We start from the raw sequence: 15,160 nt of genomic DNA on the forward strand, positions 1-15,160 counted from the left end.
CGCTCGCCGATTCGTCTTATTACTATTCGCAGACAAAGACGGGTGCATCGGCGCTGTCGCCGCTTTCCTACCATCGAGCCAGCCGGGCGAGCCATGCCATGTTGACGCGCAGAACCTTTCTGCTTGGCGGCGCCAGTGCGTTGGGCGGGCTGCTGGTCGGCTGGGCCGTGGTGCCGCCGCGCCAGCGCCTGATGACGTCGACGCCGCTGCCGACGCAAGGCACTCAGGTTGGGCTAAACGGCTGGGTCAAGATCGACGCCGACAACCGCGTGACGATCATGGTGCCGAAGGCCGAAATGGGGCAGGGCATCCATACGGGGCTTGCGATGCTGCTCGCCGAGGAGCTCGACGCCGACTGGCCGCAGGTGAAAGTCGAAGAGGCGCCGATCGACCGGATCTACAACGCGGTGCAGAGCATCGTCGACGATCTGCCGTTTCGCCCCGACGACGACAGCTACATCCGGCGCGGCACGGTGTGGATCACGAGCAAGGCAGTGCGTGAGATCGGCACGATGATGACGGGCGGCTCCTCGAGCATGAACGATCTCTGGACGCCGATGCGCGAAGCCGGCGCGTCGGCGCGCGTGATGCTGATCGAGGCGGCGGCCGAGCGCTGGGACGTGCCGGTCCGCGAATGCCGCGCGGAAAAGGGCTACGTGCTGCACCCGTGGGGGCACAAGGCGACGTTCGGCGAGTTGTCGTCGATGGCTGCGCGCCAGCCGCTGCCGCGCAGCGTCGTCCTGAAGCAGCCGGCCGACTTCAGGCTGATCGGCCAGCCCGTGCGGCGCATCGAAGCCGCGTCGAAAATCGACGGTGCGGCGCGCTTCGGCATCGACGTGTTGCCCGACGGTTTGGTCTATGCAAGCGTCGTGATGTGTCCGACGCTCGGCGGCACGGTCGCGCATTTCGACGCGACGCCCGCGCAAAAGATACGGGGCTTCATCAAGGCGTTCGCCGTGCCGCCGTACGCGGGCGGCACCGGCGGCGTGGCCGTGATCGCGGACAACGCGTTTCGCGCGATGAGCGCGGTCGAGGCGATCAACGTGACCTGGCATGACGGCGCAGCCGCGAAGGTGTCGAGCGCGGCGGTGGACTGCCGCCTCGTCGAGGCGCTCGACCATACGGACGGCCACGTGTATTACCACGTCGGCAACGTCGACAACGCGATGAGTCGCGCGGCGCGCACGATCGAAGCGGTCTATCACGCACCGTATCTCGCGCACGGCGCGGTCGAGCCGCTGAACTGCACGGTGCAGGTCGCGGACGGCGCTGCGACCGTCTGGGTGTCGACGCAGATGCCGCGGCTGGCGCGGCATCATGCGGCCAAAGTGCTCGGCCTCGACGTCGATCTCGTCGATGTACAGACGCAGTTGTTGGGCGGCGCGTTCGGCCGGCGCCTCGAACTCGATTTCGTCGCGCAGGCCGCGGCGATCGCGCGCGAGGCCGATGGCCGTCCGGTGCAAACCATCTGGTCGCGCGCGCAGGACTTCACGCACGACTTCTACCGGCCCGCATGCGCGGCATGGCTTCAGGCCGGCTTCGACGAGCATGGCACGCTGGTCGCCTGGCACGCGAAGTCGGCGGGTCAGGCGATCGTGCCGGATGCGCTCGCGCGTTACTACGGCGTGCCGCACATCCCGATCGACAAGACCACCTGCGAAGGCGCGTTCGATCAGCCCTACGAGTGGCCGGCCGCGCGCGTGTCGCACAAGATAGTCGAATTGCCGGTGCCGATCGGCTTCTGGCGCTCGGTCGGCCACTCGCATCAGGCCTTCTTCACCGAGAGCTTCACCGACGAAGCCGCCGCCGCGGCCGGCCAGGACCCGATCGCGTTTCGCGCGATGCTGCTCGCGCAGCATCCGCGTCATCTGGCGGTCCTGAAACGTGTCGAGAAGTTGTCCGACTGGGGGCGTCCGCTAAAACCCGCCGCCGATGGCGCGCGTTGCGCTCGTGGCGTCGCGTTGCACGAGGCGTTCGGCAGCGTGGTCGCGCAGGTCGCGGAGGTGTCGATCGGCGCGAACCGGCAGATTCGCGTGCATCGGGTGGTGTGCGTGATCGATTGCGGCTTGCCGGTGAATCCGAATCTGATCCGTCAGCAGATGGAAGGCGGCATCGTGTTCGGGCTGTCGAGCGCGTTGCAGAACGAGATCACGATCGTCAACGGCCAGGTGCAGCAGAAGAACTTCGTGGACTTTCCGGTCGTGCGGATGAACGGGTGCCCTGCGATCGAGGTCGACATCATGCCGAGCCAGCTGCACCCGCAAGGTGTCGGCGAGCCGGGCGTGCCGCCGATCGCGCCGGCGGTGGGCAATGCGGTGTTCGCACTGACGGGGCAGCGTTTGCGGACGCTGCCGTTGCGGCTCGCATGATGGACGGTGGATGAGCAAAAGCTTGCGGTGTAGCGCGGCGACTCAGGAGGCAAGCATGGCGGTACTGAATATCAACGGACGCAAGGTGAAGGTCGATGCCGATCCGGACATGCCGCTGCTATGGGTGCTGCGCTGCGATCTCGGCATGACCGGCACCAAGTTCGGCTGCGGCGTGGGCATCTGCGGCGCGTGCACGATCAATCTCGACGATGCCGCGTGCTTCGCGTGCCAGACGTTGATGTCGAGCCTGCATACGCAGAAGATCACGACGATCGAGGGTTTGCAGGGACGCGAGGCGCAGGCGCTGAAGGCCGCGTGGATCGAACTCGATGTGGTGCAGTGCGGCTATTGCCAGAGCGCGCAATTGATGGCGGCTTGCGCGTTGCTGAAGCACAAGCCCGATCCGACCGATGCCGACATCGACGAGGCGATGACGCCGGTGGTGTGCCGCTGCGGCACGTATCCGCGGGTACGGGCGGCGATACATCAGGCGGCGGCGACAGTGCGGAACAGCTAGCCACTCTTTCGGTCCGCCGCCCGCCCAGCTTAATTAGCCAACATTTCGACCACCGCGACCACCGCGGTGAAGATACCAATGCATCCGCCCAACGTGACTGCACCCTGCATGAATGGCGACATACGAGACCTCGTAGCGTGAAGTGGTGTCACGTATTTAACCGAAAGTGAAAGCAAAAAGAAAGATTGTCAAAAATAAATCGTAAGTCTGCCGATCAAGGCGCTTTCTCAGTTGCGGCCGTCGACGCTCCCGACTTCGCGGACGGCTTGGCCGCGACAGGTGTTGCCTTCAGCTGCGGCCGCGTTTCACCCGGCGTGCTTTGCCCGCCAACTTCCCACCCGCCGCCCAGCGACAGGAACAGATTGACCTGATCGATCGCCACCTGCCCCTCCGCCGCCGCGAGCTGCGACTTCGTGGCCGTCAGCGTGCGCGTCGCGTCGAGATCGGAGATGAACGACTCGCGCCCGGCGCGATAGAGCCGATGCGTTTCATCCGCCGATTGCGCCGCCGACTTCAGCGCCGCGCGCAGCGATTCGGCGCGCGCGTAATCGGACGCGTAGGTCGCGAGGTTGGTCTCGGTTTCGCGCAGCGCGGTCAGCACCACGCCGTCGAACTTCGCGAGCGCGACCTGGCTCGACGCTTCGGCTTCGTGGACCCGTTGGCGCGCGCCATTGGCCGGGAAGGTCCAGCTGATCAGCGGACCGAAGGCCCAACGCGCCGTCGGCGAGGTGGGAATGTCTTCCAGAATGCCGGTGAAGCCCGCCGACGCGCCAATGCTGATGCTCGGATAGAGCGCCCCGGTCGCGACGCCGATGCGCGCCGTCGACGCCGCGAGCTGACGCTCGGCTTCGTGCACGTCCGGGCGTCGCCGCAGCAGCCCGGCGCCGTCGCCGATCGGAATCGGCTGGTGGATTTGCGGCAGCCGGTCGCAGGCGAGCACGGCCGGCGGCAATTGCGACGGCGCCTGGGCGAGCAGCATCGCGAGCCGGTATTGTGCGATCTTGCGGCGCGCGGTGTAGCGCGGAATGTCGGCCGTCAGAGTCTCGACCTGAGTCTGGCCGCTCGTGACCGCGGTCTGGTTTCCGCGTCCCGCGTCGCGCAGACGGCGCGACACGTCCACGCGCTCCTTCTGTAGCGCGAGCGATTGCTGCGCGATGCGCAGCTCCTCGGCCGCCGAGCATTGTTCGACGTACGAGCGCACCACGTCCGCGACGACAGTGATGCGCGCGAGGTCGCCCGCGGCTTCCACGGCCTCGGTGTCCGCCGCCGCCGCTTCGACGCCGCGGCGCAGCTTGCCGAACAGGTCGATTTCGTACGAGACGTTGATGCCCATGTCACCCAGGTTGGCGACCGGCAGTTTCTCGAAGAGCAGGTATTGCTCGGCCGATTCCTGCGCGCGCTGGATCGCCACCGACGCGTTGCCCGAAAAACCGCCCTGCGCTTGCGCTATGCCCAGCGCCTCGCGCGAGCGCGCGAGATTCGCGGTCGCGACGCGCAGGTCGGTATTCGATTTCAACGCCTGGTCGACCAGACCGTTCAGCACCGGATCGTCGTACAGCTTCCACCAGACGGTCGGCAGATTGAGGGTTGACGTCAGCTTGGGATCGGCGCCCTCGATCGCTCCGTTCGCGAGCGGGGCATTGACGAGCGCCTGTTTCGGCAGCGTGTAGTTCGGCCCGACGTTGATGCAGCCGTTCAGCGCGACGGTGAGCGGCAATAACGGCAGCAGCGGCAGCAGCGGCAAGCGCGGCGCCAGCGAGGACAAGGTACGCACGAACTTCATTGCGATGCGCCCGACGGTGCGGTGCCAGACCCAGCGGACCCGGACGCCACCGACGAACCCGGCGCCACCGGCGCAGCCGAAGCGGCGACCGTGCCAGATGCGCCACCCGTGCCCGACACGGCTCGTCTCCTGAGCGGCGACAGGTCACGCACCGACACCGTTGCGGTACGCCCCGCAATCAGGCGGAAATCAGCGGGCACTTCATCGAGCGCGACCCGCACCGGAATGCGCTGCGCGAGCCGCACCCAGCTGAACGCCGGGTTCACGTTCGGCAGCAGATTGGCGCTTTGCGTGCGGTCGCGGTCTTCGATACCGGCGACGATGCTCTGCACGTGCCCGCGCAGCGGCTTCGGCTCGCCCATCACGATGATGTCGACCGGCTGGCCGATGTCGATGCCGCGCAGCTTGGTTTCCTCGAAGTAGCCGTCGACGCGGAACGAATGCATGTCGACCACCGCGACCACCGCGCGACCGGCCGCGACGAATTCGCCGACGCGCGGCGCGCGGTCGTTCAGATAGCCGTCTACCGGGCTTTTGATCGTCGAGCGCTCGAGGTTCAGCTTCGCGGTGTCGATCGCGACGTTCGCGTCGGCGAGCGCGGCTTCGCCCGCCTCGACGCGCGAGCGGCTTTCTTCGAGTACTTCGGCGGCGACGAGGTTGCCGAGCTGACGATTGCGCGCGTATTCGCGGCGCGCCTGATCGAGCGTCGCGCGGCGCTGCTGCGCCGTTGCCTCGGCCTGACGCAATGCGAGCGTGTAGCGCGCCTGATCGATCCTGAACAGCACCTGGCCTTGCTTGACCTGCTGGTTGTCCGTGACCTCGACCGACGAAATCAGTCCCGACACGTCGGGCGCGACCTGGATCACGTCGGCGCGTACGCGCCCGTCGCGGGTCCACGGCGCGAACATGTAGTAGTTGACGAGTTTCCACAGCACCAATGCTGCGACCACTACGACGATCAGGGTCAGCAGGATCTGACCGACGGAGAACCAGGTTTTTTTCACGTTATTAGTCTGTGCGAAACGACGACGACAAGGCCCAGCACCAGCACATAGACGCCGAGATCGAAGATGGAGCGATGCCAGACGAAGCGGTAAAAGCCGGTGTAATCGAGCGCGGTGCGAATGCCGAGGTTGATCAGATACGCGATCAACATCAGCACCAGCACGGACGGTACGAACACGCCGAAGATATCGATTTCACCGATCATCGCGGGAACTGGGAAAAGGGAGGGCGGGGTGCGCAAGCGGGCGCAAGCAGGGGCGCAAGAATGGGTGCATCACGCGGCGGCCTCCGGTTCGGTCGGCGTTGGTTTCGTGAGGGTCGCCGGAAACAGCGAAAGACGCAAGCCGACCAGCGCGTGCAGCGCATCGCGCAACTGACGCGCCGAGGTCTGCGAGGTCTCGGTCGGCGCCGCGGCATTGGCGAGCCCCTGCGCGGTGACGCGCGCGACGGCCACGTCGATCAACGACATCAGGCTGTCCGGCACCGGAACGCGGTGGCGTCGATCGATGCAGCTCTCGTAGTATGTACGCACTCCATCGAGAACATGGTCGATCGCGCCGGCCGCTTCGCCGCCGAGCTTGCGTGTGAGGCGGCGCAGGTCCAGCGCATTGAAGCCGATGCGCAGATCGCGGAAGCTCTCGATCGACGGATGGCGGTAGTCGTCGGTGGCCGCGAGGCGCGGGATCAATTGCATCAGCCGGTCGAGCATGCGCGCGGCGAGATTGCGCGGGTCTTCGATCGGCCGCGTCGACGCGCTCAGCGCGACGTCGGCCCAGCTCGAGCGCAACAGGCGCGCCGCGGCCAGCTCGGCGCCGAATGGGCGCGTTACGCGGGTCCACAGGTATGCATAGAGCAGACCGGAGAGGCCCGCGAGGTTGGCGTTCAGGAACGTCAGGAAGTTCGCGTCGTACGCGTCCTGAATGCTGATGAAGGTGGCCGTGTTCACCGCGACCAGCACCGTCACCATGTTGAACTGCGGGCGCGGAATCAGCGTGCCGACCAGAATGAACGGCGCGGCGAACAGGATCACCAGCATCGCGAAGTCGTGCACCTGCGGCAGCACGACGAACAGATAGAGACCCGCGGCCACGACGGCGACGCCAGTCGCGAGGAAGAAGCGGAACACGAACGGCGCGGGTTCGTCGAGCGCGGCGAAGAAGCAGCAGGCGACCGCCGCGAGCGTGACCGCGCTCGCGCCGTCGTTCCAGCCCGAGCCGATCCACAGCGCGCACGCGAGCACCACAGCCGCGGCCGCCGACACGGTCGCGAACAGCATCATGCCGCGATCGTAGAAGCGCTCGGTGCCGCCGAGTCGCCAGTGACGGAAATGCGGCCGCCACGAACCTTCCTCGCGCGTGATGATGATGCGCAGCGAGCGGCAGTCTTGCCACACGTCGATCACTTGCGCGAGGCGCCATAGTGCATTCGACAGCAGCGCGCCGTCCCAATGCGTGAGCGCGGCGGCGGGCGGGTGCATCGCGGCGATGCGCGCGCGCAGCGCGTTGGCGGTCTCGTCCGCGTGATAACCCTCGCTCGGCGCGGGCAGCGGTTGGTTGAACCACTTGATGACGTCGTCGATCAGCGTCTGAAGTCCTTCGGGCCAGTGTTGCGGGCCGTTGTTGTAGAGCGCGAGCAGCGGATCGGCGAGCGACGACATGATCGGCAGCAGCAGTTGCATGCGGCCACGTAGTTCATGCGCGCGCGCGAGGACGTCGGGCCGCGTGTGATCGTAGGCGAGCTGGCTCAGCAGCAGTTCGAGACCGTTGATCGTGCTCGCGAGTCGTTGCCGGGCACCGGAAATCGCCGAGCTTGCGATACGGCCCGACAGCGTTTCGGTCGCGTAGAACGCGGCGTCGCGAAACCATGCGTCGGTGCGCTCGATGATCGTCGGCGCGAGCCGGCTCGGAAACACCGCGCTGCCGACAATGCTCGCGCAGACGATGCCGAGAATGATCTCCTCGGTCCGGCTCACGGCGAGATCGAAGACGCCGGTCGGATTCGTCACCGACGGCAGCGCGATGATCGGCATCGTATAGGCGGCCAGCATGAACACGTAGCTGCGCGCGGTGCGGTCGGACACCGCGAGGTAGAGCATCGTGCCGGTCCACGCCGCGACGATCACGCTGAACAGGTACGGCGATTCGACGAACGGCGGCACCAGCAGCACCGCGCCCGACGCGCCGAGCGCAGTGCCCAGCGCACGATAGATCGCCTTCGAGCGGGTCGCGCCGACGAACGGGTTCGACACGATGTAGACGGTCGCCATCGCCCAGTACGGCCGCGGCAGTTCGAACGCGAGGCCGATGTAAAGCGCGAGCATGGCCGCGGCGAACGTTTTGACGGAAAACAGCCAGTCGCGGAGAGTGGGATAGACCATAAACCGTTACGCGGAATCGGCGTTGTGCGGCGCGGTGGCTCGCGCGCCGCTCTTGGTGGACTTGCGCGCCTTGGCGGTGCCGCGTGATTTGCCGGCCGTTTTGGCAGCGCTTTTGCCGCTCGTCCGTTTGACCTTGCTGGCAAGCGCCTCGCCTTTGGCGGGCTCGCGCTTCGCCGACGAGGTGCGCTTCGTCGCCTCGTGCCTGACCGATTCCGGGCGCACCGGCTGCGCGCGTTCGTGACGCGCGTCGCGCTCGACGCTTCCCGGTTCGGTGCGTCCGGCGGCATCGGCCGTGAATGCGCCGAGCACGCGCAGGGCGGCTTCGAGATCGTCGCGCGATACGCCTTTGAGCGCCTGCGCGCGCAACGTGACCAGCTCCTCTTCCATCTTCGCGGTGACGGCGCGGCCTTCGTCGGTCAGTACGACGGTCTTCGCGCGGCGGTCTTCGGGATCTTCGTCGCGGCGCATCAGGCCGGCCGCGCACAACTGGTCGAGCAGCCGCACGAGGGACGGCCCCTCGATGCCGATGTGATCGGCGAGCGTGACCTGACGCACCGCCGAGCCGAGCCGGCTCGCGGTCAGAAGCGGCGTCGCGCACGCTTCGGATACGTTGAAGGCCGCGAGCACACCATGACTGGTGCGCCGCCACTTTCTGGCGGCGACGACCAGCGTGCTGCTGACGGTGCGGCGCAGGGCATCGAGATTCGACATGGCCGGTATTGTATTTCCAAAATATTCGTTAGCAAACTATTGAATTGGAAATCGTGGCCGAACCGGAGGAGTCTGCGGCGCGAATGCGACAGCGGCATTAAATCGGTGGCCAGGAGGTGGGCTTACAGAATCGTTGGGTGTGCGGTGCGCCGCGATTTAATCGGCATTTTGATGCAAGTGGTCTACTTGATTCACTTGAGCTTGATTCACGCGAGCAGCCCGATCCGCACCGTGCGCGCCAGATCGTCGAGCTGAAACGGCTTGCGCAGGATCGTGCAATGCTTGACCGCGAGATCGGCAATGTCGACGTCCGCATAACCGGTCGCCAGGACCACCGGTAGATCGGCACGAAGCTTGCGCGCCGCGGCGATCACGTCGATGCCGTTCATGCCCGGCATCGCGAAGTCGACCATCAGCAGATCGGGATGATCGTCGACGAGGCGGTCAAGGCCGGCCTGGCCGTCGGCGGCCTCGGTCACCGTATAGCCGAGCATGCGCAACGATTCAACGAGCATCGCGCGCACTTCGCTGTCGTCCTCGACCACGAGCACGCGCTTGTCGCCGACCGCGTTCGCTTCCGCATCGGACTCCGCTTCGCTGTGCGCGGCCACTCGCTCGCGCATCGGCAGCCAGATCTGCACCGTGGTGCCGGTACCTTCTTCGCTGAAGATGCGCGCGGCGCCGCCCGCCTGCCTCGCGATGCCATACACCTGGCTCAGGCCTAGCCCCGTGCCCTTGCCGATCGGCTTGGTCGTGAAGAACGGATCGAACACGCGCGATACGACGTCTGGCGGAATGCCCTCACCCGTGTCGGCGACTTCGATCACGACGTAGCGGCCATGCTTCAGCGTCTGGTCGGGCGCGTCGCGCAGGGTCACGAGGATGTCGAGGCGCCCGCCGGCCGGCATCGCGTCGCGCGCGTTGATCGCGAGATTGAGCACCGCGAGCTCGAGCTGATTTGCGTCGGCCTGGGTCCACATTTCGGTGCGTTCGAAGTCGTTGTCATAGCGGATGCTCGAGCCGAGCGACACCGCGATGATGTCGCGCATGCCCTGCAGCAGCGCGACCACGTCGATCGCTTTCAGATTCGGGTTGCTGTTGCGCGAAAAAGTCAGCAACTGGCCAGTCAGTTTCGCGCCGCGCTCGGTCGCGCGCTTGACGGTGGCCGCCATGCCGCGCAGGCGTTCGTCGCCGCTCACGCGCGCGATCAGTTCCGCGTTGACCATGATCACGTTCAGCAGATTGTTGAAGTCGTGCGCGATGCCGCCGGTCAGCTGACCGAGCGCCTCCATCTTTTGCGATTGCACGAGCACGGCCTGAACCTTCGCGCGTTCGTGGATCTCGGCCATCAGCCGGTCGTTGGCTGACGCAAGTTCGTGCGTGCGCGCAGCGATGCGGCTTTCCAGCGAATCGTTCAGCTGCTCCAGCGCGTCCTGTGCCTCGATGCGCTCGGCAAGCAGCCTCCGCGATTCATATTGCCGTCCGCGGGCCCGCAACGACGACGCGACCGCGCGCCGCAACGTTTCCGAATTGAGCGGACGTTCGAGCACCACTACGTTGCCGAGCCGTTCGAGCACTTCGAGCCCGCGCGCGGATCGATGGCCGATGCTGCGGGCGGCCAGCAGGATGAACGGGAAGTCGGACCATGCGGGCTGCCGTTCGAGCCACGCATACAGGTTCGAGCCGTGGCCGTTCGCGAGCGCTTCCTCGGTGAGCAGCGCGGTGCCCGCGCCGACGTCGAGCTCGGTGGTGAGCGCGTCGGCGTCGTCGCAGGTCACGCAGGCGCGTGCGTCGTTGTGCAGAGCGGCGGTGATCACTTCGGCGTCGCGGCCGAACGGTGCGAGGATGAGGACACGCTGCTCCATCGCTCACTGTCCTGACGTATCGATCAAATGGTTCGTCGCGCCGAGCATCGCGGTGCTGCCGCGATACGAGGGCAGGCCCGACAGCACGCCCTCGAAGTCGCGCAGCGCTTCGCCGACCTCGACGCCTTCGGTGCCGAGGCGGAACTGGCGGATCGTGCGTTCATGATCGTTCGCGCGGCTCTTGACGGCGGTTATTGCCGTCAGCACTTCGCCTTGGTGCTCGAAATAGCGGAACAGCACGACCACGTCGCTCAGATAACTGACGTCGACCTCAGTCTGCACTTCGCCGATGATGCCGTGCTGCCCGAGCACGAGCATCGTGACCACGCCCTGCTGATTCAGATAGCCGAGCAATTCGTGCATGTGCAGCAGCAGGTAGCGCTCGCCGGGCATCGCCTGCAGATAGGCGTTCAGGCTGTCGACCGCGACATAGCGCACGCGCTCGTTTTCGACCGCGTTGCGCACGTCGCTCGACAGCTCGCCCGGCGAGATTTCCGCGGGATCGATCTGGCGCAGCATCAGCAGACCGCTTTCGACGTGCGGCGCGAGATCCATGCCGAGCGTCGCGCAGCGTGTGATCAGCGTGCTGAGCGTTTCGTCGAATACGTAGTACGCGCAACGCTCGCCGCGTTCGAGTGCGGCTAGCAGGCACGACACGACGGTGGTGGTTTTGCCGACCCCCGACGGGCCGATGATCAGCGAATTGGTGCCGGGGACGAGGCCACCGCCGAGCAGCGCGTCGAGGCCGGGCGTGCCGGTGCTCATCGGGCTCGTGCCGAATTCGCTGCGATGCTCGGCGGCGACCAGGCGCGGATAGACGCGCAGACCGCCGGTGTTCAGCGTGAAGTCGTGATAGCCCTCGCGGAACTTGATGCCGCGCATCTTCGCGATGCGCAGACGGCGGCGATTGCCGCCGTAATCATGAGCGACGTTTTCGAGGCTGATCACGCCGTGCACGATGCTGTGAAGCTGAATGCCGGAGGCGCTGGCCGACGTGTCGTCGAGCAGCAGCACCGTGCATTCGCGCGTCGAGAAATGGTGCTTGAGCGCGAGAATCTGCCGACGGTAGCGCAATGGGTTCTCCGCCAGCAGACGCAGTTCGGACAGGCCGTCCAGGACGACGCGCGCCGGCTTCAGTTCGTCGACGTGCTCGATCACGTTGCGCACGCTTTCGCCGAGTTCGACTTCGGCCGGGTGCAGCACGGTCTGTTCGTATTGCGGTTCGAGCCCTTCTTCGGGCAGTTGCTCCAGTATCGTGAAACGGCTCAGATCCCAGCCGTGGCTCACGCCGATCGCGAGCAGTTCAGCACGGGTTTCGGACAGCGCGATATAAAGGCCCGTCTGCCCTTCGTGCAGGCCCTTGAGTAAGAATTGCAACGCGAGGGTGGTTTTACCCGTGCCTGGCACACCCTCCACGAGGTACGTGCGGTTCGGCGTAAGACCACCGCCGAGGATGTCGTCGATGCCTTCGATGCCCGACGATATGCGAGCGGGGGTAGGGGCGGCGGTAGTGGTCGACATGATGGTTGAAATGACGTCGGCAGTGGCTTTGATCGGAACGGGCGCGATGTCGCGGCCGGTATGGCGCTACGCAATTTGTGTGCCGTCGTGCATTGCCGTCGTGCTCGGGCCTCGCGCGCATGGGCATGAAGCGTGCTGTTAAAGGTGGCTCGCTGCGAGTTTTTCTTCAGCAGCACTTGGGAAGCTTCACGCACACTATGAAAACCTGTCGACTTTCCGCTATCGCGCTTACCGCGGCATCGCTCGTTGCGCTGGTGCCGGTCAGTGCATCCGCCGACGATAGCCCCAGACCTTGCGGTGCGCTCAAACGGATCGTGGCCGCGGCGCCGGACGGCTTCGCCTCGCTGACACCCGACGACGGCAAAGGCGTTGCGCAACCTTATGGCGATGACGCGCAATGTTCGGCCGCGCATCGAAGTTTCCAGTGCACGTGGACGCCGCATCAGGCGGCGGGCTCGAACGCGGATGCATTGGAAGCGGCCGCGGCCGACGTCGCGTCCTGCCTGCCCGATGCAACGCACGATCTGAATTCGCCGGGGCGTCAGCACTTTTATCTCGGCGCGAAGGATCGACGCACCGAAATCACGCTGACGCCCGAGGGGTCCAACCGGTTGCGGCTCGTGGTGTCGGGCAGGTAAGCGGCGGTGCCGTTCAGGCGGTGGCGGCGGGCCACCACGACCAGCCGCGTCGCGAGTGGCGTAATTCGACGACCGACAGCGGCGCGATCTCGATGCGACAGAACACGGTTGGCGATGCGCCGAGGGCGTGCACGATTGCCGCTCGCAGCAGAGCCGCGTGGGTGATGGCGACGATGGTTCGACTGTGCGCAAAGGCCGCGAAGCTTGCTTCGTTGACGGCATTGCATGAGCGCACGTCTGCCTGCTGCGCGTCGAGCCACTCTCCAACCCGCTGCACGAGTTGACCGAACGATTCGCCGCCGGGCGGCGCGGCGTCGGGCTCGCGTGTCCAGGCGGCGAGTTCGCGGGGCGTTGCGTCGGCAATGTCCGCGAGGCGCTGGCCGCGCCATTTGCCATAGTCGATATCCGCCAATACGTCGGCAGGCGTGGCGCTCAGACCGAGCGCGGCGGCCGTTTCGTGCGCGCTGGCGGCGGGGCTGGTGAACACGGCGGCGTCGGCGGGAAGCGAGAGACGCGCGCGCGCCGCTTCGGCTTCGGCGCGACCGCGCGCGTCGAGCGGATCGTCGGCAGGGAAGCGGCCCGCGCGTTGCGCGGCCGTTGCCGCGTGGCTCACCAGTAATAGTCGCGTATCCATTCTTTGCCTTGGCGCCTCATTCGTACTTGCCTGCGTGGTTTGATCGGCTCGCGGCGCGCGTTGCGAGGTAGCCCTCGCCGTCACGGAAGCCGCAGTTTAGCGCGTAGAATAGCGGCACTGCGAAGTACGGAAGCCGGTGAGAGCCCGGCGCGGTCGCGCCACTGTAATCGGCATTGCAATCCACAAGAGCCGAAAGCCAGACCTGAGCTTCGCACCATTCCTCTGTAATCGACTTTCGGGGCGCGTCACCCCAGGAGATGTCCATCATGACCGAAGCTGTTCTTGATCGCGCCGCGCAACCGGCGGCCCAGCCCACTCCCATTCCTTTGCGCGAACTGCTGCCGTGGGTCGTGTTCGGCGGCTTGCTGCTGTTGCTCGCGCTTTACTTCGTTGGTGCGGAACAGGGCGCGACGTCGCTCGTGCCCGGCATGTACGTGCATGAGTTCGTGCACGACGGCCGCCATCTGCTCGGCTTTCCCTGCCACTAACGGAGTTCGACATGGTAGGTAAATTGTTGGTGCGCGGGATGCTCGCGGGCATCGTCGCGGGCTTGCTCACGTTCGCGTTCGCGCGAATCGTCGGCGAACCACAGGTCGATCAGGCCATTTCATTCGAAGAAAAAGCGGCCGCCGCGCGCGGCGAGGCGCCCGAGCCCGAAATCGTGAGCCGTCAGACGCAGGCTGGCCTCGGCCTGCTGACTGGCGTGGTCACGTATGGCGCGGCATTTGGCGGGCTGTTCTCGCTGGTGTTTGCGTATGCATATGGACGCGCGGGTACGTTGAGCGTGCGTGCGCTGTCCGCGTGGCTCGCGCTTGGCGCGTTCATCACGCTCGTGATCGTGCCGAATATCAAGTATCCGGCCAATCCGCCGTCGGTCGGTGATCCGGAGACGATCGGCACGCGCACGGGCCTGTTCTTTCTGATGATCGCGATTTCGCTCGCGACGATGGTGTTTTCGCTGAAGGTGCGGCGTCGCGCGGCGGCGAAGCTGGGTGCGTGGAACGGTTCGATCGTCGCGGGGCTCTTGTTCGTCGTGATCATCGCGGCCGTGCAACTGTCGATGCCGGTCATCAATGAAGTGCCGGCCGCGTTCCCGGCTGTGCTGCTGTGGAAGTTCCGCGTCGCGGCGATCGGCATGCAGGTGGTCATGTGGACGACGATCGGGCTGCTGTTTGGCGCGATGGTCGAGCGCAGCGCTTTTATGCGTACGAATGCGCGGGTGACGATGAAGTCCGCCTGATTGTGACGGTGACACGCGGCCGCGCAAGCGGCCATGCTTCGCGCGCAACGCGCGAGAATGGTTTTGGATCAAGCACTTGCCGCGGTTGTGGAGCGGTTATCCACAGCCTTGCAAACATTTTCTGTGGAAAAGCTGCTTAACGGCTTTTCGCAACTCCACTCATCTCTCCCTTTCGCCGCGGCGCTCCGGAGAATTCAATTGGAAGCCTAACTAATTCAGGTTGCACGCGGCGCTGCTCAATTTTTAAGCTCTTCAACTTTTTAAAATAAATTGTGAGAAGGGTATTGACGTGTTGTCGGCCGCTCTCCATAATCTCGTCTCTCTGCTGCAGACGCAGCGACGCAAACGAAGCAGTGCCGGGTAGGGGTGGTTGAGGCGCGGCGGGTTTGGCGGACCGATCTTTAAAAACTAACAGTCGATAAGTGTGGGCGCTTGATGCGGAATGCGGCGGCGGATTCTCCGGAGTCTGCTGTCAGGCAGAAGTATCAGAAGCCTCACAC

General features: G+C 65.6%; 13 protein-coding genes and 1 riboswitch. Of the genes, 5 read left to right on the plus strand and 8 right to left on the minus strand.

The genetic code is table 11. The features are described from left to right. Positions 1–98: 98 nt before the first annotated feature. The gene (locus F6X39_RS17970) at positions 99–2,369 is read left to right on the plus strand and encodes a xanthine dehydrogenase family protein molybdopterin-binding subunit (RefSeq protein ID WP_187617585.1); all 2,271 of its coding nucleotides are present in this window, start codon (positions 99–101) and stop codon (positions 2,367–2,369) included. A gap of 55 nt (positions 2,370–2,424) precedes the next feature. Beyond that, positions 2,425–2,886, plus strand: coding sequence for a (2Fe-2S)-binding protein (locus F6X39_RS17975; RefSeq protein WP_187617586.1), 462 nt, complete (start codon positions 2,425–2,427; stop codon positions 2,884–2,886). A gap of 214 nt (positions 2,887–3,100) precedes the next feature. On the opposite strand, the gene F6X39_RS17980 is transcribed toward F6X39_RS17975, so the two are convergent. The 7 genes from F6X39_RS17980 to F6X39_RS18010 all read right to left on the minus strand — a co-directional run bounded on the left by F6X39_RS17980 (position 3,101) and on the right by F6X39_RS18010 (position 12,148). Further along, positions 3,101–4,669: an efflux transporter outer membrane subunit gene (locus F6X39_RS17980; RefSeq protein ID WP_187617587.1), complete on the minus strand. Its 1,569-nt coding sequence runs from the start codon at positions 4,667–4,669 to the stop codon at positions 3,101–3,103. Next, positions 4,666–5,673, minus strand: coding sequence for an efflux RND transporter periplasmic adaptor subunit (locus tag F6X39_RS17985; protein WP_187617588.1), 1,008 nt, complete (start codon positions 5,671–5,673; stop codon positions 4,666–4,668). The genes F6X39_RS17980 and F6X39_RS17985 overlap by 4 nt, the downstream gene beginning before the upstream one ends. Further along, on the minus strand, positions 5,670–5,879 hold the full coding sequence (locus tag F6X39_RS17990; RefSeq protein WP_090808477.1) for a DUF1656 domain-containing protein: 210 nt from the start codon (positions 5,877–5,879) through the stop codon (positions 5,670–5,672). Before F6X39_RS17990 ends, F6X39_RS17985 begins: the two co-directional genes overlap by 4 nt. A gap of 69 nt (positions 5,880–5,948) precedes the next feature. Next, complete coding sequence (locus tag F6X39_RS17995) at positions 5,949–8,051, minus strand: FUSC family protein (protein ID WP_187617589.1); 2,103 nt, start codon at positions 8,049–8,051, stop codon at positions 5,949–5,951. A 6-nt stretch (positions 8,052–8,057) separates the two neighbouring features. Beyond that, positions 8,058–8,762, minus strand: a complete 705-nt coding sequence (locus F6X39_RS18000; protein WP_187617590.1) for a MarR family winged helix-turn-helix transcriptional regulator — start codon at positions 8,760–8,762, stop codon at positions 8,058–8,060. Positions 8,763–8,968: 206 nt separating this feature from the next. After that, positions 8,969–10,627, minus strand: a complete 1,659-nt coding sequence (locus F6X39_RS18005) for an ATP-binding protein (RefSeq protein WP_187617591.1) — start codon at positions 10,625–10,627, stop codon at positions 8,969–8,971. A 3-nt stretch (positions 10,628–10,630) separates the two neighbouring features. Continuing rightward, complete coding sequence (locus F6X39_RS18010) at positions 10,631–12,148, minus strand: ATPase domain-containing protein (RefSeq protein WP_187617592.1); 1,518 nt, start codon at positions 12,146–12,148, stop codon at positions 10,631–10,633. 197 nt (positions 12,149–12,345) lie between these two features. Between F6X39_RS18010 and F6X39_RS18015 the strand changes: the two genes are divergently transcribed. Next, the gene (locus F6X39_RS18015) at positions 12,346–12,786 is read left to right on the plus strand and encodes a hypothetical protein (RefSeq protein ID WP_187617593.1); all 441 of its coding nucleotides are present in this window, start codon (positions 12,346–12,348) and stop codon (positions 12,784–12,786) included. A 13-nt stretch (positions 12,787–12,799) separates the two neighbouring features. Here F6X39_RS18015 and F6X39_RS18020 read toward each other — a convergent pair whose 3' ends face one another. After that, the gene (locus F6X39_RS18020; protein WP_187617594.1) at positions 12,800–13,420 is read right to left on the minus strand and encodes a histidine phosphatase family protein; all 621 of its coding nucleotides are present in this window, start codon (positions 13,418–13,420) and stop codon (positions 12,800–12,802) included. A 77-nt stretch (positions 13,421–13,497) separates the two neighbouring features. Next, positions 13,498–13,645, plus strand: a riboswitch (cobalamin riboswitch). Between the two features lie 41 nt (positions 13,646–13,686). On the opposite strand from F6X39_RS18020, the gene F6X39_RS18025 reads away from it, so the two are divergent. Then, on the plus strand, positions 13,687–13,908 hold the full coding sequence (locus tag F6X39_RS18025) for a CbtB domain-containing protein (RefSeq protein ID WP_184011521.1): 222 nt from the start codon (positions 13,687–13,689) through the stop codon (positions 13,906–13,908). Positions 13,909–13,919: 11 nt separating this feature from the next. Beyond that, positions 13,920–14,660, plus strand: a complete 741-nt coding sequence (locus F6X39_RS18030; protein WP_187617595.1) for a CbtA family protein — start codon at positions 13,920–13,922, stop codon at positions 14,658–14,660. The last annotated feature ends 500 nt before the right edge of the window (positions 14,661–15,160 follow it).

This window comes from Paraburkholderia sp. UCT2 (genome assembly GCF_014397665.1).
GTDB lineage: Bacteria > Pseudomonadota > Gammaproteobacteria > Burkholderiales > Burkholderiaceae > Paraburkholderia > Paraburkholderia tuberum.